Annotated in this window: 18 protein-coding genes; 8 read left to right on the top strand and 10 right to left on the bottom strand. The window is 69.3% G+C overall.

The window, feature by feature from the left end:
* Positions 1-6 precede the first annotated feature (6 nt).
* Positions 7-1,149 carry an NADH-quinone oxidoreductase subunit D gene (locus ACQEVG_RS21830; RefSeq protein ID WP_432986531.1) on the top strand — a complete coding sequence of 381 codons (1,143 nt, stop codon included), beginning with the start codon at positions 7-9 and terminating at the stop codon, positions 1,147-1,149.
* 40 nt (positions 1,150-1,189) lie between these two features.
* On the opposite strand, the gene ACQEVG_RS21825 is transcribed toward ACQEVG_RS21830, so the two are convergent.
* From ACQEVG_RS21825 to ACQEVG_RS21810, 4 genes are all read right to left on the bottom strand, one after another.
* Positions 1,190-2,194, bottom strand: a complete 1,005-nt coding sequence (locus ACQEVG_RS21825; RefSeq protein ID WP_432986529.1) for a hypothetical protein — start codon at positions 2,192-2,194, stop codon at positions 1,190-1,192.
* 196 nt (positions 2,195-2,390) lie between these two features.
* Entirely contained in the window at positions 2,391-3,362 is a 972-nt protein-coding gene (locus ACQEVG_RS21820) for an ABC transporter substrate-binding protein (protein WP_432986527.1), read from the bottom strand.
* Positions 3,363-3,384: 22 nt separating this feature from the next.
* Complete coding sequence (locus ACQEVG_RS21815) at positions 3,385-4,053, bottom strand: ABC transporter permease (protein ID WP_405806986.1); 669 nt, start codon at positions 4,051-4,053, stop codon at positions 3,385-3,387.
* Positions 4,053-4,817 carry an ABC transporter permease gene (locus ACQEVG_RS21810; protein ID WP_432986524.1) on the bottom strand — a complete coding sequence of 255 codons (765 nt, stop codon included), beginning with the start codon at positions 4,815-4,817 and terminating at the stop codon, positions 4,053-4,055. The genes ACQEVG_RS21815 and ACQEVG_RS21810 overlap by 1 nt, the downstream gene beginning before the upstream one ends.
* A gap of 128 nt (positions 4,818-4,945) precedes the next feature.
* Here ACQEVG_RS21810 and ACQEVG_RS21805 point away from each other — a divergent pair, with 128 nt between their 5' ends.
* A complete protein-coding gene (locus ACQEVG_RS21805; protein ID WP_432986521.1) occupies positions 4,946-6,160 on the top strand; it encodes an ABC transporter ATP-binding protein in 1,215 nt (404 codons plus the stop codon).
* On the opposite strand, the gene ACQEVG_RS21800 is transcribed toward ACQEVG_RS21805, so the two are convergent.
* A complete protein-coding gene (locus ACQEVG_RS21800) occupies positions 6,147-7,259 on the bottom strand; it encodes an alpha/beta hydrolase (protein WP_432986519.1) in 1,113 nt (370 codons plus the stop codon). The two genes, ACQEVG_RS21805 and ACQEVG_RS21800, sit on opposite strands and share 14 nt — an antisense overlap.
* Before the next feature lie 144 nt (positions 7,260-7,403).
* On the opposite strand from ACQEVG_RS21800, the gene ACQEVG_RS21795 reads away from it, so the two are divergent.
* From ACQEVG_RS21795 to ACQEVG_RS21770, 6 genes are all read left to right on the top strand, one after another.
* Positions 7,404-9,239, top strand: a complete 1,836-nt coding sequence (locus ACQEVG_RS21795) for a phosphatidylglycerol lysyltransferase domain-containing protein (RefSeq protein ID WP_432986517.1) — start codon at positions 7,404-7,406, stop codon at positions 9,237-9,239.
* A gap of 233 nt (positions 9,240-9,472) precedes the next feature.
* Positions 9,473-10,330: a dihydropteroate synthase gene (folP, locus tag ACQEVG_RS21790; protein WP_432986515.1), complete on the top strand. Its 858-nt coding sequence runs from the start codon at positions 9,473-9,475 to the stop codon at positions 10,328-10,330.
* A complete protein-coding gene (locus ACQEVG_RS21785) occupies positions 10,327-10,773 on the top strand; it encodes a nuclear transport factor 2 family protein (protein ID WP_432986513.1) in 447 nt (148 codons plus the stop codon). Before folP ends, ACQEVG_RS21785 begins: the two co-directional genes overlap by 4 nt.
* 204 nt (positions 10,774-10,977) lie before the next feature.
* On the top strand, positions 10,978-11,337 hold the full coding sequence (gene folB / locus ACQEVG_RS21780) for a dihydroneopterin aldolase (RefSeq protein WP_432986511.1): 360 nt from the start codon (positions 10,978-10,980) through the stop codon (positions 11,335-11,337).
* Complete coding sequence (folK, locus tag ACQEVG_RS21775; protein WP_432986509.1) at positions 11,334-11,921, top strand: 2-amino-4-hydroxy-6-hydroxymethyldihydropteridine diphosphokinase; 588 nt, start codon at positions 11,334-11,336, stop codon at positions 11,919-11,921. The genes folB and folK overlap by 4 nt, the downstream gene beginning before the upstream one ends.
* A gap of 69 nt (positions 11,922-11,990) precedes the next feature.
* Positions 11,991-12,467: a DUF3180 domain-containing protein gene (locus ACQEVG_RS21770; RefSeq protein WP_432986507.1), complete on the top strand. Its 477-nt coding sequence runs from the start codon at positions 11,991-11,993 to the stop codon at positions 12,465-12,467.
* Positions 12,468-12,596: 129 nt separating this feature from the next.
* Here ACQEVG_RS21770 and folE read toward each other — a convergent pair whose 3' ends face one another.
* The 5 genes from folE to ACQEVG_RS21745 form a co-directional block, all read right to left on the bottom strand.
* Positions 12,597-13,202, bottom strand: a complete 606-nt coding sequence (folE, locus tag ACQEVG_RS21765) for a GTP cyclohydrolase I FolE (protein WP_432986505.1) — start codon at positions 13,200-13,202, stop codon at positions 12,597-12,599.
* Between the two features lie 120 nt (positions 13,203-13,322).
* Positions 13,323-15,344 (bottom strand): ATP-dependent zinc metalloprotease FtsH, encoded by a 2,022-nt coding sequence (ftsH, locus tag ACQEVG_RS21760; RefSeq protein ID WP_432986503.1) that lies wholly within the window; start codon positions 15,342-15,344, stop codon positions 13,323-13,325.
* Between the two features lie 160 nt (positions 15,345-15,504).
* A complete protein-coding gene (gene hpt, locus ACQEVG_RS21755; RefSeq protein WP_360871490.1) occupies positions 15,505-16,044 on the bottom strand; it encodes a hypoxanthine phosphoribosyltransferase in 540 nt (179 codons plus the stop codon).
* Between the two features lie 120 nt (positions 16,045-16,164).
* Positions 16,165-17,268 (bottom strand): tRNA lysidine(34) synthetase TilS, encoded by a 1,104-nt coding sequence (gene tilS, locus ACQEVG_RS21750; protein WP_432986501.1) that lies wholly within the window; start codon positions 17,266-17,268, stop codon positions 16,165-16,167.
* Between the two features lie 211 nt (positions 17,269-17,479).
* Positions 17,480-18,610, bottom strand: a complete 1,131-nt coding sequence (locus ACQEVG_RS21745; protein ID WP_432986499.1) for a zinc-dependent metalloprotease — start codon at positions 18,608-18,610, stop codon at positions 17,480-17,482.
* Between the last annotated feature and the right edge of the window lie 61 nt (positions 18,611-18,671).

Genomic DNA, 18,671 nt, shown 5'->3' with positions numbered 1-18,671 from the left:
TCACCCATGACGGAGACCACGGTCGGCATCGGCGGCGCGGCGGAAAGCACCGACATGGTGCTCAACATCGGCCCCCAGCATCCCTCCACCCACGGCGTCCTCCGGCTCCGTCTCGTACTCGACGGCGAGCGCATCCAGCACGCCGAGCCCGTCATCGGCTATATGCACCGCGGCGCGGAGAAGCTCTTCGAGGCGCGCGACTACCGCCAGATCATCATGCTGGCCAACCGCCACGACTGGCTCTCCGCGTTCTCCAACGAGCTCGGCGTCGTCATCGCCGTCGAGCGCATGCTCGGCATGGAGGTCCCCGAGCGCGCGGTCTGGACCCGTACACTCCTCGCCGAGCTCAACCGGGTCCTGAACCACCTGATGTTCCTCGGCTCGTACCCCCTCGAACTGGGCGGAATCACCCCGATCTTCTACGCCTTCCGGGAACGTGAAGACCTCCAGCACGTCATGGAGGAGGTCTCCGGCGGCCGGATGCACTACATGTTCAACCGGGTCGGCGGCCTCAAGGAGGACCTCCCGGCCGGCTGGCTCGGCCGGGCCCGGCAGGCGGTGGCGGAGCTCCGTTCCCGGATGGACGTGTACGACCGGCTGGTCCTCGGCAACGAGATCTTCCGCGGCCGTACGCGCGGCGTGGGCGCGCTGCCGGCGGAGGCCGTGCACGCGTACGGAGTCAGCGGCCCCATCGCCCGCGCGTCCGGTGTCGACTTCGACCTGCGGCGCGACGAGCCCTATCTGGCGTACGGGGAACTGCAGGACACACTCAAGGTCGTCACACGGGCGGAGGGCGACTGCCTGGCCCGCTTCGAGGTGCTGCTCGAGCAGACGCACAACGCGCTGGAGCTGGCGGATGCCTGCCTGGAGCGGATCGCGGACCTCCCGCCGGGACCGATCAACCAGCGGCTGCCGAAGGTACTGAAGGCGCCCGAGGGCCACACCTACGCATGGACCGAGAACCCTCTCGGCATCAACGGCTACTACCTGGTCTCCAAGGGCGAGAAGACCCCTTACCGGCTGAAGCTGCGCTCGGCGTCGTACAACAACATCCAGGCCCTGGCGGTGCTCCTGCCGGGGACGCTCGTCGCCGACATGGTGGCGATCCTGGGCTCGCTGTTCTTCGTCGTCGGTGACATCGACAAGTGATCCACCGGCGATTGATCAACCGCCGAATCGTCGCCCGTGATCAGCTGACCGCGTCGCGCAGCGCGACCACGTCGAGGTGTTCCGTCTCGTCGTGCGCGGTCAGATCGATGACCTTGCCGACCGGGCGGGCGTCCGCCGACTCCTGCGCGGCCAGCGCCTCCTCGCCCACCACATCGGCGAGATCCTCGTTGTGCGCGGCCTCTATCGCCTTCTGCGCACCCGCACCCGCGCCCGCCTCCGCGGCCGCGGCGGTGCCGAAGAAGTCGAAGCCGCCCTCGGGGCGCTTGGCCGGGCGGCGCTGGGGTCCGTAAGGAACGATGGCGGCCGCTGCCGGGACGGCACGCCTGGCGGGGACGGCGGACGACGGGCGGGTGTGCTGCTCTCCCCCGGCGACCGCCGCGTGCTTCCCCTGCGGCTCGTCCGCCTCCCTGGCCCGTTCGGCCAGATCGCGGGCGCGGGCCTCCTCGACGGTGCGCTTCGCCTCCTGCTCGGCGGCGTTGCGCGACAGCTCGTCCAGGGCCTTGTTGGCGCGCAGGAAGGTCGCCGGAGTGGGCGTGGTCCCGGCCGGCGGCAGCGCCTTGACCGGGGACGACGCCTCCAGCGCGAGCTGCCGGCGGTCCTCGAGCACGCCGGCCCGCTCGGTCTCGGCGGTTGCGTACCGGCGCAGCAGCGCGGCGTGCTCACCGCGCAGCGCGGCCAGTTCGACCCGTTTTGCCCGCAGCTTCGCATCGAGCTTTGCGCGCAGCTCGCGCGACTCCTCGATGTCCGTCTCCAGTTCGGCTATGCGCTCCTCGGTCTTCCAGGCATCGCTCGCGCGGCCGCGGGTCAGCTCCGCTACGCGGCGCCCGGCCGCCCGGTCCCAACCGCGCATCATGACGGCGCCGGTGACGGCCGCGGCCGTAGCAGCGGTGACCAGCGAACGGAGCACAACTGGCTCCGCCAGAAACCACGCGCCGGCGGCACAAAGAACCGACGCTCCGGCGACCGCCGAAGGCGGCAGCAGCCTGTGAAGGGGTGGGGAATGGCGGTGGCGTCCACGTGGCATGGCCTGAAATTTACCGTGCGTAGACGCCAAATGGGGTCTCGGACCGGCAAATGTCTCGTTCAAGAACGCCGGGTCGTACCGCCGCCACTTCCGAGGCAGGCGCCTGCCGCTTCCGAGGCAGACACCCACCGCTTCTCCAAGCGGGCGCCCGCCACTTCTCCAAGCGGGCGCCCGTCTCTTCCGAAGCGGCCCCTCGCTACTTCTTGAGCAGGCCCTTCGACTCGAGATATGCCTTCGCCGCGTCCTCGGGCTTCGCGCGCTCGGCGTCCACCTTGCGGTTCAACTCGGCAAGATCCTCGGTGGTCAGCACCTTGGTGAGCTTGTCGAGGACATCGGCTATCTCCTTGGAGCCCGCGTCCTTCGCATTGACCACCGGCAGCACGTTGTCGGCGTTCTGGAGCTTCTTGTCGTCCTCGAGGAAGACGAGGCCGTCCAGCACGGCGTCGGTGGTCGTGGTCAGCACCAGCTGGTCGGTGCCGTCCTTGACGGCCTGCTTGGACTGCGGGGTGCCGACGCCCTTGGGGTCGATGCCCGCGACATCAATGCCGTACGTCTTCTTCAGACCGGGCGCGCAGAACGGCCGTACCTCGCACTCGTCGCCCGCCGCGATCTTCACCTTCAGCTTCGACTTCCCAAGATCGGAAAGCGTCTTCAGCTTGTTCTTCTCGGCGAATTCCTTGCTGACCGCGAAGGCGTTCTGGTCGACGGCCGCCCCCGCGGAAAGCACCTTCAGTCCGCGCGGTTCGGCGAGCTTGGTGAGCGCCGCCACGGTGGCCGTGACATCGCCGGACGCGACCGGCTTCTCGTCGGGCGCCTTGGGCCCGTTCGCCTTCGCGTTGAGGAATTCGGCGATCGTCGCGGCGTATTCCGGTACGACGTCGATCTCACCCTTCTCCAAGGAGGGTTCGTACAGCTCACGGTTCTTCACCGTGGTGACCGATGTCGTGTATCCGGCGTCCTTGAGAAGCTGTGCGTACAGCTCGGCGAGCACCTTGGACTCGGTGAAGGACGCGGCGCCGACCGCGAGCGCGCCCTTCCTGCCCGAGCCGCCGCCCGAGGCCGAGCCGCCCTTCTCCTTCTCCAGGCTGTCACCGCCGCATGCGGCGAGAGAACCCGTCAGGGCCACCACACCGAGTACCGCACCCGCGATGCGCGAGGTCTTGCTCATCAGGTTCTCCGTCCAAGTGTTGTCACACGGTCTTACGGAGGGGGCTCAGCAGCCGGTCGGCCGCCACCAGCACCCCCTCCACCAGCAGCGCAAGCAGCGCCGCGAGGAGCGCGCCCGCCACCACCTGCGGGGTGTTGTACGTGTTGAATCCCGCGGTGATGATCCGGCCGAGGCCGCCCTGGCCGACCATCGAGGCGATCGTGGCCGTGGCCACCACCTGGACGGCGGCCGACCGCAGCCCGGTCATGAGCAGCGGGTAGGCGAGGGGCAGTTCGACCCGGAGGAAGAGCTGGCCGCCCGACATCCCCATCCCCCGCGCGGCCTCCACCACCGCCCGGTCCACCTCGCGCATGCCGACGTACGCGTTGGTGAGCAGCGGCGGCACCGCGAACAGCACCAGCGCGATGATCGTCGGCAGATAGCCGGCGTTGCGCAGCGATGTGAGCATGAAGAGGGCGAGGACCGCGAAGACGGGGATCGCCCGCCCGGCGTTGGAGATATTGATCGCGAGCGCGCCGCCCTTGCCGAGATGCCCCAGCCACAGCGCGATCGGCAGAGCGATGGCGCAGGCCAGCACGAGTGCGATCCCGCTGACGTACACATGCTCGCCAAGGCGGTGCCAGGCGCCGCTCTCCCCCGACCAGTTGGAACCGGTGGTCAGCCATGTCCACGCGTCGGCGACTACCCCCATCAGCCCGCCACCTTCACCTTCGCCTCGGAATTCTCCTCGGAACTTCCCGCGGAATTGCTCGCGGTCCGCACCGCAGGCCTCGCCGTGCGTATGCGGGTCCAGGGCGTCAGCAGCCGCTGCAGACCGAGCAGCAGCACATCGGCGACCGCCGCCAGCAGCACACAGAGCACGGAGGCGGTGAGCACCTGTGCCTTGAACGTGGTCTGCACCCCGTCGTCGATGAGATTGCCGAGGCCGCCCTTGCCGACGAGCGCTCCCACCGTCGTGAGCGCGATCGTCGAGACGGTGGCTATGCGCAGGCCCGCCATCAACGCGGGCAGCGCAAGGGGCAGTTCGACCTCCCAGAGCAGCCGCCCCGAGCCGTACCCCATGCCGCGAGCGGCCTCCCGCGCCTCGTCGGGCACCGCCTCGAGACCGGCCATGATGTTCCGTACGAGAATGGTGAGCGAATAGAGCACCAGGCCCGTCACCACCAGCGCGGCCGAAAGGCCGAAGACCGGCAGCAGCAGCGAGAACATCGCCAGCGAAGGAATCGTGTAGAGCAGGGTCGTCAGACCGAGGACCGGGCCGGCGAATCGCGGCTTCGCGCGGGCGAGCAGCGCCAGCGGAAAGGCCACGGCGAGCCCGATCAGTACGGACACCACAGTGATCCAGACATGCTGGACGGTGGCGTCGGTCAACTCCTGGCTGCGGGTGCGCAGATACTCCCCGCAAATCCAGTCATTGGCCGCCAGACAGCTCTGTGCAGCCTGCTCCGTACTCACGCACCCCCACCTCCCCAGCAGTGCCGAACGTATGTCTGGCGACCCTATCCCTGACCACTGACAATCGCCGAGGGCCGCCACATTGCAGCAACATGGCTTTCACACAACACCCGTCACAATGGGGAACCATGATCCGATTCGAGCACGTCACCAAGCGGTACCCGGACGGGACGACGGCGGTCGACGACCTGTCGTTCGAGGTCGCCGAGGGCGAGCTGGTCACGCTCGTCGGACCCTCCGGCTGTGGCAAGACCACGACCATGAAGATGGTCAACCGCCTCATCGAGCCGAGCAGTGGCCGGATATTCCTCGACGGGGCCGACATATCCGCCATCGATCCCGTCCAGCTGCGCCGCCGTATCGGCTATGTGATCCAGCAGGTCGGCCTGTTCCCGCACAAGACGGTCCTGGAGAACGTCGCGACCGTCCCCCATCTCCTCGGCTGGCGCCGCTCCAAGGGCCGTGAGCGGGCAGCCGAACTCCTCGATCTGGTGGGCCTGGACCCCAAGACGTACGGCGGGCGGTACCCCGAGCAGCTCTCCGGCGGCCAGCGCCAGCGCGTCGGCGTGGCCAGGGCGCTCGCGGCCGACCCGCCCGTGCTGCTGATGGACGAGCCGTTCGGCGCGGTCGACCCGGTGGTGCGCGAGCATCTGCAGAACGAGTTCCTCAGGCTCCAGTCCCAGGTGCGCAAGACCGTGCTCTTCGTCACCCACGACATCGAGGAGGCGGTCCGCCTCGGCGACCGCATCGCCGTCTACGGCCAGGGGCGGATCGAGCAGTTCGACGCCCCGGCTGCGGTCCTCGGCACCCCTGCCACGGCGTACGTGGCCGACTTCGTCGGCGCGGACCGCGGTCTCAAGCGGCTCTCGGTCACTCCCATCGAGGAGAGCGATCTGGAAGAGCCGCCCGTCGTACGGCTCGACGACCCGCTGCCGAAGGAGCTCGGCTCCCGCTGGGCCGTCGTCCTGGACGAATCGGGCGAACTGCACGGCTGGATCTCTGCCGAACAGGCGCAGCAGAAGGGCTCCGTACGCGAACACGCCCGCCGGATGGAGGCATGGCTGCCCGTCGGCGCCTCCCTGAAGCAGGCCTTCTCCACGATGCTGCAACACGACGCGGGATGGATCGCGGTCATCGACGCGGAGGAGACCGGGCGCTTCCTCGGGGTCCTCACCCCGGCCCGGCTGCATGAGGCGCTGCGCCGCTCGATCGACGCGGACGCGCAGGACATTCCCCGTACCGCAGTCGAGCTGGAGTCGATCGAGACGGTCGCGCCCGTCACGCCCGTGACGGACACGCCCGCCACGAAGACGTCCGTCAAGACGTCCGTCACGAAGCACTGAGCCTGCCGCTCATCCACGCCAGGGCGGGCGGAATCTCGCGCCGCCAGGTGTTGAAGTTGTGCCCGCCGCTGTCGAGCATGATCGACGAAACGCGCGCGGGGGACTTCACCTTGTCGATGAACTTCAGGGTGTTCTTGAAATTCGCCTCGCCCGACGTGGAGCTGGTCACCAGGAACGACGACTTCCCCTGCGGCAGATGGTCCAGGCTCCACAGCAGATTGGACCGGTTCTTCTCCCTCTTGTTGCCGTGGAAGAGATCACCGGTCGTCGGGTCGTCGGCGGCCTTGTAGTACGCGGAGAGGCCGGCGGACGCGGCGAACTGCTCCGGGTGGTGCAGCGCGATCTTCAGTGCGCAGTAGCCGCCGGTCGAATTCCCGATGAAGCCCCAGTTCTGCGGCTTGGTCCCGACCCGGTACGTCTCGGACACCGCCTTCGGCAGGTCCTTGGCGAAGAAGGTCTCGGTCTGCGGCCCGCCCGGTACATCGACGCACTCGGTGTCCCGCGGCGGCGCGACGGTCGGCCGCAGCATCACCAGGATCATCGGCTGCATGGTGCCGTCCCTGGACTGCTGAAAAGCCGTCCTCGGGTACTTCAGCCCCTTGAGCAGGTTCTCCGCGGTCCCCGGATACCCGGTCAGCACGACAGTCGCCGGAAAAGTGCTTTTCGCGAATTTCGGCTGGAAATACTCCGGCGGCAGATAGACATAGGCCGGGCTGTCGATCTTCGATTTCTCACCCGCGATGACGACCTTGTGTATCTGACCGCCCGTCGCGGGCCGCGAGCCGCCCGGCACATCGGGCCTCTTCCTCTCGACGATCTTGATCCGCTTTCCGCCGGCCGAGTGGTCCACCACCACGCCCATGTCCTGTTCCTGACCGAAGAGGTCGGACCAAGAGCCGTAGAAGAGGAAGGAGTTGTTGGCCGCGAGTCCGACCGCGACGAAGAGCGCGAGCTGGGTAGCCAGCAGCAGACCGATCCTGCCGGTCACGGCGCGCCAGCCGCGGCGGGCGAGCCGCGGCCAGAGCCAGACCGTGGCGGCGAACAGCAGCACAGCCACGAGGACGGCCAAGGCCAGAACTTTGTTACTGGTCAGACCCATGAGTCGGGAGAGCTTTCTTTCTTGAGAATTTCCTGTGAATGAGTGAACCCGCCTCCCGAAAGTCCCGTCCTAGAGAGCGCTAATCGTCCGGAGCCCAACCTGCGGCCCACGGACACTGGATCTCTCGCGGAGTCACGGGAAGCGATGTCTGCAACGGTAGATGGGGACAAGTCAGGATCGGTTCCGGATTGGGTGCGTCGCGTGCTGCGCGGCCCCCGCCCGGAGTCGGTTCCTTCGCTGGTCGGAACGGCCTGCACACTCGTCGGCCTGATCGACATTGCCGCCGGGGTCTTTCCCCGGTTCCGGCACAGCCGCATGCACTCCCTGGCCGAGGTGCTCCCCGGAGCCACCGGCCCCTTCGCCGCGGCGCTCTCGCTGTGCGCCGGCGTACTGCTTCTGCTGCTCGCCCACGGCCTCAAGCGCCACAAGCGCCGGGCCTGGCGGGCCGCGGTGATTCTGCTGCCCGCCGGGGCGGCCGGGCAGTTCGTATACAGGCACTCGATCATCGGCGTACTGGTCTCGCTGGCGCTGCTGACGCTGCTGCTGCGCCACCGGAGTGAGTTCGCGGCACTGCCGGACCCGCGCAGCCGCTGGAAGGCACTCGCCAACTTCGTTCTTATGGGCGCCGGTTCCCTCGGGCTCGGTCTGGTCATCGTCAGCGCGCACCCCGGCAAGGAGGTCGGCAGCCCGAGCCTGACGGACCGCCTGGAGCACGTCCTGTACGGGCTCTTCGGCTTCGAGGGTCCCGTCGACTACTCCGACGGGGTGTCCTGGACCGTCGGTTACTCCCTCGGTGCGCTCGGCCTGCTGACCGCCGTCACCACCATCTACCTCGCCTTCCGCCCGGAGCACCCGGCCGCGCAGCTGACCGAGGACGACGAGCAGCGGCTGCGCGACCTGCTGACCAGGCACGGCGGCCGGGACTCACTGGGCCACTTCGCGCTCCGCCGCGACAAGGCCGTCGTCTTCTCCCCCAGTGGCAAGGCCGCCGTCACCTACCGCGTGGTCTCCGGCGTGATGCTCGCCAGTGGCGACCCGATCGGCGACGTCGAGGCCTGGCCCGGCGCGATCGAGCGCTTCATGGACGAGGCGAAGGCACACTCCTGGACCCCGGCGGTGATGGGCTGCTCGGAGACCGGCGGCGAGGTCTGGACCCGGGAGACCGGTCTGGACGCGCTGGAGCTCGGTGACGAGGCGGTGGTGGATGTCGCGGATTTCTCCCTCACCGGGCGCGCGATGCGAAACGTACGCCAGATGGTGAAGCGCATCGAGCGCAATGGCTACGAAACCCGGGTACGGCGCGCTCGTGACCTCTCGGACGAGGAGCTGGAGCAGATCCGCCGGGCCGCGGCGGACTGGCGCGGCACCGACACCGAGCGGGGCTTCTCGATGGCGCTCGGCCGGATCGGCGACCCGGCGGACGGCGACGCGGTGATAGCCACGGCGCACAAGCAGGACGACGAAGGCACCGCCTCTCCGTACGGCGACCTGAAGGCGATCATCCACTTCGTTCCGTGGGGTACGGACGGGATGTCCCTGGAGCTGATGCGCCGCGACCGCTCGGCGGACCCGGGCATGAACGAACTGCTGATCGTGGCCGCGCTGCAGGCGTCTCCCGGGCTGAAGATCGAGCGGGTCTCGCTGAACTTCGCGATGTTCCGCTCGGCGCTGGCGCGCGGCGAGAAGATCGGGGCCGGGCCGGTGCTGCGCATGTGGCGCGGACTGCTCGTCTTCCTCTCGCGCTGGTTCCAGATCGAGTCGCTGTACAAGTTCAACGCCAAGTTCCAGCCGCGGTGGGAACCGCGCTTCGTGGTCTTCCGCAACACGCGCGACCTGCCGCGTATCGGCTTCGCCGCGATGCAGGCGGAGGGCTTTGTGAACGTCGCGCTCCCCCGCCTCTTCCCGCGCCGCCGCCCGGCCCGCCAGCCCCGCCCGTGCGCGCACCTCCCGAAGGCGGAAAGGGAAGTCCGCGCGGCGTAGACCGTACGTGTGAGCCGCTGGGCCGCCCCGTCCGCCGGCTGCACGGAGCCACCCGCCCCGGCGGGAGCCAAGCCCTGCCGGGCCCGCCGCCCTCGGCAGCGCTCGGCCCCTGCGGCCCGGGGGCGCGGCACAACCGCGTCCCCGGGCCGAGCGGGCCCGGTGGGGGTGCCCCGCGGGGGTGGGGACAGCGCACCCGGCGATGAGGGACCGGGGCGCGGGCCTAGGCTGGGGACATGAGTACGTTGCGCGCACGGGGCACGGCCAGCGGGCTGCCGGAGTGGGATCGCTGTGCGGTCATGGGGGTCGTCAATGTGACGCCCGATTCCTTCTCCGACGGCGGTCGCTGGTTCGACACCACCGCCGCCGTCAAGCGCGGCCTCGACCTCGTCGCCGAGGGCGCCGACCTCGTCGACGTCGGCGGCGAGTCCACCCGCCCCGGCGCCACCCGCGTCGACGAGGACGAAGAGCTGCGCCGCGTCGTGCCCGTCGTCCGCGGCCTCGCCTCCGAGGGCGTCACCGTCTCCGTCGACACCATGCGCGCCTCCGTCGCCGAGAAGGCCGTCGCGGCCGGCGCCGTACTGGTCAACGACGTGAGCGGCGGCCTCGCCGACCCCCGCATGGTCCCCGCCGTCGCCGCCACCGGTGTCCCCTTCGTCGTCATGCACTGGCGCGGCTTCAGCCAGGACATGAACTCCCGCGCCGTCTACACCGACGTCGTCGCCGAAGTCGTCGGCGAGCTCCGCGCCCGCATGGACGCCGTCGTCTCCGGCGGCATCGCCCCCGAGCGCATCGTCATCGACCCCGGCCTCGGCTTCGCCAAGCAGGCCGAGCACGACCTCGCCCTCGTCGCCCACCTCGCCGAACTCCGCGCGCTCGGCCGCCCCCTGCTCGTCGCCGCCTCCCGCAAGCGCTTCCTCGGCCACGTGCTGGCGAAGGAGGGCGCCCCGCCGCCCGCGAGAGAGCGGGACGCCGCCACCGCCGCGGTCTCCGCCATCGCGGCCCACGAGGGCGCCTGGGCCGTCCGCGTGCACGAAGTACGCGCCACGGCCGACGCCGTACGCGTCGCCCGCGCCATCGAGGGCGCCCGGTGAGCCGTACCGACGTAGAACTGGTCGAAGAGGCCAACACCACGTTCTACGAGACCATGGAGCGCGGTGACTTCGAGAAGCTCTCCAGCCTCTGGCTGGACGAGGACATCTCGTGCATCCACCCCGGCTGGCCCGTCCTCTCCGGCCGCGGCGAAGTGCTCCGCTCGTACGCCCTGATCATGGCGAACACGGACTACATCCAGTTCTTCCTCACCGATGTGAAGGTCAGCCTGCACGGCGACACCGCCCTCGTCTCCTGTACGGAGAACATCCTCAGCGGCGGCCCCGCCGAGGAGAGCGGCCAGCTCGGCCCGCTCGTCGGACAGCTCGTCGTGGCCACCAATGTGTTCCGTCGCACATCGGACGGGTGGAAGATCTGGTCACATCACGGTTCACCCGTACTGGCGGAAAACGACGCCGAAGAGGACGAAGAGCCCTCCCCATAAGGGGGTAACCGACCCGTCGGGGGTTGGAATCCGGGCTCCCGGGTAGGCGCGCCTATCAGCCTCTCGGGGCCCGCGCGCCCAACTCCCGCCGGAGCCCCCATGGGCGAGCACTGTCAGTGCCCGCAGGTAGATTCGAATATGGACACCCGGCCGCCCGCAGGCAGCCGCGTGCCCGCAAGCCCAACGACAGCAGGAGTGATTCGCGTGGATCGTGTCGCGCTGCGCGGCCTCAAGGCCCGCGGGCACCACGGCGTCTTCCCCAAGGAGCGCGAGGAGGGCCAGACCTTCATCGTGGACCTGGTGCTCGGCCTCGACACCCGCCCCGCGGCGGCCGACGACGACCTGGCGAAGACCGTGCACTACGGCGTGGTGGCGGAGGAGGTCGTCGACGTCGTCCAGGGCGAGCCGGTCGACCTGATCGAGACCCTCGCGGAGCGCATCGCCCAGCAGTGCCTCAAGCACGAGGGCGTTCAGGAGGTCGAGGTGGTCGTGCACAAGCCGGACGCCCCGATCACCGTCCCGTTCGACGATGTGACCATCACGATCACCCGGAGCCGAGCATGAGCGACCCCACCGTGCAGCCGGTGCCCACCTCCGTGGTGGAGCAGGTGGACGCCGCGGACATCACCCTGTCCAATCCGAAACGGGCCGTGATCTCCCTCGGCTCCAACCTGGGCAACCGCCTGGAGACCCTCCAGGGCGCGATCGACGCGCTGGAGGACACGCCGGGCCTGCGGGTCAAGGCGGTCTCTCCGGTGTACGAGACGGAGCCGTGGGGCGTCGAACCCGGCAGCCAGCCGTCGTACTTCAACGCGGTCGTCGTGATCAAGACCACGCTTCCGCCGTCGTCCCTGCTGGAGCGCGGCCAGGCCATCGAAGAGGCCTTCGACCGGGTCCGGGAGGAGCGCTGGGGACCGCGGACGATCGACGTCGACATCGTGGCGTACGCGGATGTGGTCTCCGAGGACCCCGCGCTCACGCTGCCCCACCCGCGGGCCCACCAGCGCGCGTTCGTGCTCGCGCCGTGGCGCGATGTGGAGCCGGAGGCCCAGCTGCCGGGCCGCGGACCGGTCGCGCAGCTGCTGGACGGCATCGGCCAGGACGGCGTGTTTCCCCGCGCCGACCTGGAACTCCGTCTGCCCGAGTAGTCGTTAGGCTCTGCGGAGCCTGTACGGCTCGGTGCGGCAAGCGGCAACAAGTGAAGGGCGGCGCTCTCGGTGAAGCAACTACGGCTCGGTGTACTGGCCGGTCTCTTCGCCGCGGCCGGGGTGCTGTCCTGGGGCGCTGCCCGCCTGTGGGAGTCGATCGGCACGCTGCCGAGCGTGCCGCTGGCCGCACCGATCGTGCTGGCGGTCATCGCGGTCGTCCTCACCTCGACCGCGCTGTCGCTGCGCGCCCGGCTGCGGGCCCAGCGCGAAAGGCGCCCCGGCGCGAAGGGCGTGGAGCCGCTGATGGCGGCGCGAGCGGTGGTCTTCGGCCAGGCGAGCGCGCTGGTGGCGGCGATCGTGTCGGGGATGTACGGCGGTACGGGAGTGTTCCTGCTGGGCTCCCTGGACATCCCGCCCCGCCGGGACCAGGCGATCTACGCGGGCTTCTCGGTGGTGGCGGGGATCGCGGTGATCGCGGCGGCGTTCTTCCTGGAGCGGGTCTGCAAGCTCCCTGAGGACGACGACGAGAACGCGACACGGGCGTAACCCGCCGGCGGTGTGATGGCTCGGCCTGCGCAGCCACGCGCGGGACGGCCACCGCACTGGAGTCGTGCGAACACGGCTGCTCCGCGCGCCATGATCAAGTCAGCGCCATGATCAGGTCAACGCGCCCTGTCAGCGCGCCATGATCAGGCTCATCGCCTCATTGCGCGTCGCAGGGTGCCGCAGCTGCCCCCGCACCGCCGAGGTGATCGTCTTCGCGCCCGGCTTCCGCACCCCGCGCATCGTCATGCACATGTGCTCGCACTCCACGACCACAATCACACCGCGCGGCTCCAGTATCTCCATCAGCGAGTCCGCGATCTGCGTCGTCAGCCGCTCCTGCACCTGCGGCCGCCGCGCGTAGACGTCGACGAGGCGGGCCAGCTTCGACAGGCCGGTGATCTTCCCGTCGGACGACGGGATGTAGCCGACGTGCGCCACGCCGTGGAACGGCACGAGGTGATGTTCACAGGAGCTCATGACCTCGATGTCCTTCACCAGGACCATCTCGTCGTGGCCGAGGTCGAACGTCGTCGTCAGGACTTCCTCCGGCTTCTGCCACAGCCCCGCGAATATCTCCTTGTACGCGCGGGCCACCCGCCCCGGCGTCTCCCGCAGGCCCTCCCGGTCCGGGTCCTCCCCGACCGCGATGAGGAGCTCCCGAACAGCGTTCTCGGCCCGCTTCTCGTCGAACTCGCCGATCTTGCCCTCGCCGTCCAGCGTCACCGGGTCGGTCATTTGTGCCTCGTTCCTTCGTGCTCCGGCATGCGGACATACGAGAATGCCGCGTCCCCCAGGCTAGAACCTGGGGGACGCGGCATTCATTCCGGGCCCTGCGTGGCCGCAGCGCCTGATGTGTCAGCTCTCCGGACGCTCCTCCGGGACCGCCTCGATCGCCGGAGCGGCGTCCGTCGGGGCGGAACCGTTGGAACCGACGGCGCCGTTCGTCAGCGCCAGCTCCTTGGGCGAGAGCACCGGCGGCCGCGTCGAGGGCGTACGCCGTGAGGAACCGGTCCACGCCGGGCGGGCCGGGCGCCTCACGATCGGGGCGAAGATCTCGGCGATCTGCTCCTTGCCGAGGGTCTCCTTCTCCAGAAGCTGGAGGACCAGGTTGTCGAGGACGTCGCGGTTCTCGACGAGGATCTCCCAGGCCTCGTTGTGCGCGGTCTCGATGAGCTTCTTGACCTCTTCGTCGACCAGCGCCGCGACCTCTTCCGAGTAGTCGCGCTGGTGAGCCATCTCACGTCCGAGGAACGGCTCGGTGTTGTCGCCGCCGAACTTGATCGCGCCAAGACGCTCGGTCATGCCGTACTGCGTGACCATCGCGCGGGCCGTGGCCGTGGCCTTCTCGATGTCGTTGGCAGCACCGGTGGTCGGGTCGTGGAAGACGAGCTCCTCGGCCGCGCGCCCGCCCAGCATGTACGCCAGCTGGTCGAGCATCTCATTGCGCGTCGTGGAGTACTTGTCCTCGTCCGGCAGGACCATGGTGTAGCCGAGCGCCCGGCCGCGGGACAGGATCGTGATCTTGTGGACCGGGTCGGAGTTCGGCGAAGCCGCCGCGACCAGGGCGTGACCGCCCTCGTGGTACGCGGTGATCTTCTTCTCCTTGTCCGACATGATCCGGGTCCGCTTCTGCGGGCCCGCCACGACGCGGTCGATCGCCTCGTCCAGGGCGTGGTTGTCGACCAGCTTCTTGTCGCTGCGCGCCGTCAGGAGCGCAGCTTCGTTCAGCACGTTCGACAGGTCCGCGCCGGTGAAGCCGGGCGTGCGCCGGGCGACTGCGCCCAGATCGACGTCCGGGGCGACCGGCTTGCCCTTCTGGTGGACCTTGAGGATCTCCAGACGGCCCTGCATGTCGGGACGGTCGACCGCGATCTGCCGGTCGAAGCGGCCCGGACGCAGCAGCGCGGGGTCGAGGATGTCCGGCCGGTTGGTGGCGGCGATCAGGATGACGCCGCCCTTTACGTCGAAGCCGTCCATCTCGACGAGCAGCTGGTTCAGCGTCTGCTCGCGCTCGTCGTGACCGCCGCCCAGACCCGCACCGCGGTGCCGGCCGACGGCGTCGATCTCGTCGACGAAGACGATCGCCGGGGCGTTCGCCTTGGCCTGCTCGAAGAGGTCACGGACTCGGGAGGCACCGACACCGACGAACATCTCGACGAAGTCGGAGCCGGAGATCGAGTAGAACGGGACGCCCGCCTCGCCCGCGACGGCGCGCGCGAGCAGCGTCTTGCCCGTACCGGGCGGGCCGTACAGCAGCACACCCTTCGGGATCTTGGCGCCGACCGCCTGGAACTTGGCCGGCTCCTGCAGGAACTCCTTGATCTCGTGGAGCTCCTCGACCGCCTCGTCCGCCCCCGCCACATCGGCGAAGGTCGTCTTCGGGGTGTCCTTGGTGATCAGCTTGGCCTTGGACTTCCCGAAGTTCATGACTCGGGAGCCGCCGCCCTGCATCTGGTTCATCAGGAAGAGGAAGACCACGACGATCAGGACGAAGGGCAGCAGTGAGAGCAGCACCGATACGAACGGGCTCTGCTTCGACGGCGAGACGGTGTAACCCTTCTCGATGTCGCCGGCTTCGTACTTCGTCTGCAGCTTGTCGGCCAGGGAGGCGCCCTGGGAACCGATGTAACTCGCCTGGATCTTGTCGCTGCCCTTGACCTTCTGGCCGTCCTTCAGATCAACCTTGATGATCTGTTCGTCGCCGGTGGTCAGCTTGACCTGGTCTACCTGGTTCTTGTCGATCGCCTGGACGACCTCGCCGGTGTCCACCGTCTTGTAGCCGCCGGACGAGCCGACGACCTGCATCAACACGACCACGGCGAGGACGGCCAGCACGATCCACATGACCGGCCCACGGAAGTATCGCTTCACGTCCATCCATACGGAGCGGAATCGCCCCGTCCCTCCTGCCCGTAGGTAAATGCTGCTGTGAGAAAAGACTGTTCTTCGGACGGTACCCCAGCATTGTCACCCGCGACCGCCTTCCTTTGCTCCAACGGCGGGAGCGGGGCCAGGGTTCCCGTCTCCGTGCGGGGCTTCAGCCGCCGTAAACGTGCGGCGCGAGCGTGCCGACGAACGGCATATTGCGGTACTTCTCCGCGTAATCCAGGCCATACCCAACGACAAACTCATTGGGAATGTCGAAGCCGATCCACTTCACATCGATCGCGACCTTCGCGGCATCCGGCTTACGCAGGAGGGTGCAGACCTCGAGCGAGGCCGGCTCACGCGAGCCGAGGTTCGACAGCAGCCAGGAGAGCGTGAGGCCGGAGTCGATGATGTCCTCGACGATCAGGACGTGCTTGCCCTTGATGTCGGTGTCCAGGTCCTTGAGGATCCGGACCACGCCGGAGGACTGGGTGCCCGCGCCGTACGACGACACCGCCATCCAGTCCATGGTGACGGGGGTGGACAGCGCACGTGCCAGATCCGCCATCACCATCACGGCACCCTTGAGGACACCGACGAGCAGCAGGTCCTTGCCCGCGTACTCCGCATCGATCTTCGCGGCCAGATCGGCCAGCTTCGCGTCGATCTCTTCCTTGGTGATGAGCACCGACTGAAGGTCGGTGCCCATGTCCTGCTCGTTCACACGGTCGCTTTCTGTTGCCGGGGGTCCGGGGGTCATCCCCCGGACCACCCCCCGGGCAGACACAGCCTGTTGCCCGGGGTCCGGAGGGCCTCAGCAGTGACTGAGTCAGCCTTGCCGAATGACCAGTCTGCCACCCTGCCGTCGCGCCTCGACGCGACCCGGCAGATTGATGGCTCCCTGACCGCGCCAGCCGGTGATCAGCCGGTCCACTTCCTCGACATGCCGGGCGAAGAGAGAACCGGCGGGCGCACCGGCCTCGATGAGGGCCCGGCGCAGCACCCGGCGGCGTACGGCGGGCGGCAGCCCGTACAGCTTGGCGCAGTCCAGCCTGCCCGCCTCGTCCCGTACGGTCGCGTCCGCGTCGGCGGCCCAGGTGTCCAGGGCATCGGCATCGTCGCGGGAGAGCTGTGCGGTACGGGCCAGGGCCTCGACGACGCCCTTGCCGAGCGCCTTCTCGAGGGCGGGCAGGCCCTCGTGGCGCAGCCGGGAGCGGGTGTAGGCCGGGTCGGCGTTGTGCGGGTCGTCCCAGACGGGCAGCGCCTGGGCCATGCAGGCCTTGCGGGCGGTCTGCCGGTCCAGCTGGAGGAAGGGGCGGCGGTAACGGCCGGCCGCCCCCGAGACGGCGGCCATTCCGGAGAGCGAGCGGGTGCCCGAGCCGCGGGCGAGGCCCAGCAGGACGGTTTCAGCTTGGTCGTCGCGGGTGTGGCCGAGCAGGACGGCGGCGGCGCCGTAGCGCTCCGCGGCGTCGTCGAGGGCGGCGTAGCGGGCGTCACGGGCCGCGGCCTCGGGCCCGCCGCCGCGGCCGACCCGTACGGCGATGGTTTCGACGGGGTCGAGCCGCATCGCGGTGAGCCGGGCGGCGACCTCGGCGGCGCGGAGGTCGGAGCCGTCCTGGAGGCCGTGGTCGACGGTGATGCCGCCGGCCCGGACGGAGAGTTTGGGGGCCTCGAAGGCGAGGGCGGAGGCGAGGGCCATGGAGTCGGCGCCGCCGGAGCACGCCACCAGCACGAGCGGACGCTCACTGTCGGAGGCGGGGTCCAGCGGGGAGCGGGCCGCCGAGGCCGCAAAGGCCGGGCGGCTCGCGCAGGAGCGCGCGGAGGCCGCGTGGCTCACGGAGCGCGCGACACGTTCGGAGTGTTCGGTGAGTACGTCGTGGAGTACGCGGCGGACCGCCAGGCGTATCGCCGCGACCGCAGGATGGGGACCCATGTCCGGTGCCCTTCGTGAAAAGTTTGGGGGGAGCCTCGGTCGAAGTCGGAGTCAGTCACTCAGAGTGCGTCGATGGTGACAGAACCGGGCCGTTCCCCGAGCATTGCACGCCTACCCATGGGCTACGGTCCCTCGGATGGGTGATGCTGCGGCTTCGGGTGTACACCCCCAGCTCCCACAGAGCGCGCCGCTGCCTGTGGTCGCCACCCGCTCACGACTCCGCTTTGCGGTGCACCCTCGCGACCCAGTCCGCAGGTTTGGCGATCTCCGCCTTGGTGGGCAGGGTGTTGGGGGACGTCCACACCCGGTTGAATCCCTCCATACCGACCTCCTCGACCACGGAGCGCACAAAACGCTCGCCGTCGCGGTACTGACGCAACTTGGCATCGAGCCCCAGGAGCTTGCGCAGCGCCTGGTCGAGACGGCTCGCCCCCCGTGCCCTGCGCTGCTGAAACTTCTCCCGGATCTCGGCCACCGACGGCACGACATCGGGTCCGACGCCGTCCATCACATAGTCCGCGTGACCCTCCAGGAGCGACATCACGGCGGTCAGCCGGCTCAGGATCTCCCGCTGCGCAGGGGTCTGCACCAGCTCGACGATGGAGCGGCCGCCCTCGTCCTGCTCACCCTCGGGACGGGCCCCTGCGAGCGACTGGGCGGCCTCCCGGAACCGTTCCAGAACGGTCATCGGGTCGACCTCGGTCTCGCCGAGAAATGACTGGATCTCGCCCTCGAGATGGTCCCGCAGCCACGGGACACCCGTGAACTGGGTGCGGTGCGTCTCCTCGTGCAGACAAACCCACAACCTGAAGTCGTGCGGGTCGACCTCGAGTTCGCGCTCCACATGGACGATGTTCGGGGCGACGAGCAGCAGCCGTCCGGCGCCGCTCTCGCCCGCGGGCAGCTCGCGGGTGGCGGGGGCGAAGGTCTCGTACTGCCCGAGGACCCGCGAGGCCAGGAACGACAGCAGCATGCCCAGCTCGACGCCGGTGACCTTGCCGCCGACCGCGCCGAGCACGGCGCCGCCGGGGCTGGACGCGCGCCGTTCCTGCATCTTCTCCAGCAGCGGCTTGAGCAGCTCACGGAAGCCCGCGACATTCGCCCTCACCCAGCCGGCCCGGTCCACGACGAGGATGGGGGTGTCCTGTGGCTCATGGCCCTCCGGGATCATCCGGGTGTAGCCCCGCACATGTTCCTCGGAGGATTTGGCATGCCGCCGGAGCTCGGCGACGACGGCACGCGCCTCGTCCCGGCTCACCTCGGGTCCGGGCCGCACGAAGCGGGTCGCGGTTGCCACGGCAAGGTTCCAGTCGACCATCTCGGCACCACCGATGCTCGTCATGCGTCAACCGTACGTTGTCGGCTCCGGCAGCGGTGGGGTGTCGGCAACGGCCGGGACGGCG

The sequence above is a fragment of the Streptomyces sp. CA-135486 genome (genome assembly GCF_050936555.1).
Taxonomy (GTDB): Bacteria; Actinomycetota; Actinomycetes; order Streptomycetales; family Streptomycetaceae; genus Streptomyces.
Note: the sequence above shows the minus strand (reverse complement) of the source record. Positions and strands in the feature narration are given on the sequence as shown.

Excerpts from the sequence above, each read along its gene's own strand:
- ACQEVG_RS21830 (WP_432986531.1), top strand. The coding sequence starts at position 7 with ATGACGGAGACCACGGTCGGCATCGGCGGCGCGGCGGAAAGCACCGAC.
- ACQEVG_RS21825 (WP_432986529.1), bottom strand. The coding sequence starts at position 2,194 with ATGCCACGTGGACGCCACCGCCATTCCCCACCCCTTCACAGGCTGCTG.
- ACQEVG_RS21820 (WP_432986527.1), bottom strand. The coding sequence starts at position 3,362 with ATGAGCAAGACCTCGCGCATCGCGGGTGCGGTACTCGGTGTGGTGGCC.
- ACQEVG_RS21815 (WP_405806986.1), bottom strand. The coding sequence starts at position 4,053 with ATGGGGGTAGTCGCCGACGCGTGGACATGGCTGACCACCGGTTCCAAC.
- ACQEVG_RS21805 (WP_432986521.1), top strand. The coding sequence starts at position 4,946 with ATGATCCGATTCGAGCACGTCACCAAGCGGTACCCGGACGGGACGACG.
- ACQEVG_RS21800 (WP_432986519.1), bottom strand. The coding sequence starts at position 7,259 with ATGGGTCTGACCAGTAACAAAGTTCTGGCCTTGGCCGTCCTCGTGGCT.
- ACQEVG_RS21795 (WP_432986517.1), top strand. The coding sequence starts at position 7,404 with ATGTCTGCAACGGTAGATGGGGACAAGTCAGGATCGGTTCCGGATTGG.
- folP (WP_432986515.1), top strand. The coding sequence starts at position 9,473 with ATGAGTACGTTGCGCGCACGGGGCACGGCCAGCGGGCTGCCGGAGTGG.
- folK (WP_432986509.1), top strand. The coding sequence starts at position 11,334 with ATGAGCGACCCCACCGTGCAGCCGGTGCCCACCTCCGTGGTGGAGCAG.
- folE (WP_432986505.1), bottom strand. The coding sequence starts at position 13,202 with ATGACCGACCCGGTGACGCTGGACGGCGAGGGCAAGATCGGCGAGTTC.
- ftsH (WP_432986503.1), bottom strand. The coding sequence starts at position 15,344 with ATGGACGTGAAGCGATACTTCCGTGGGCCGGTCATGTGGATCGTGCTG.
- hpt (WP_360871490.1), bottom strand. The coding sequence starts at position 16,044 with ATGGGCACCGACCTTCAGTCGGTGCTCATCACCAAGGAAGAGATCGAC.
- tilS (WP_432986501.1), bottom strand. The coding sequence starts at position 17,268 with ATGGGTCCCCATCCTGCGGTCGCGGCGATACGCCTGGCGGTCCGCCGC.
- ACQEVG_RS21745 (WP_432986499.1), bottom strand. The coding sequence starts at position 18,610 with ATGACGAGCATCGGTGGTGCCGAGATGGTCGACTGGAACCTTGCCGTG.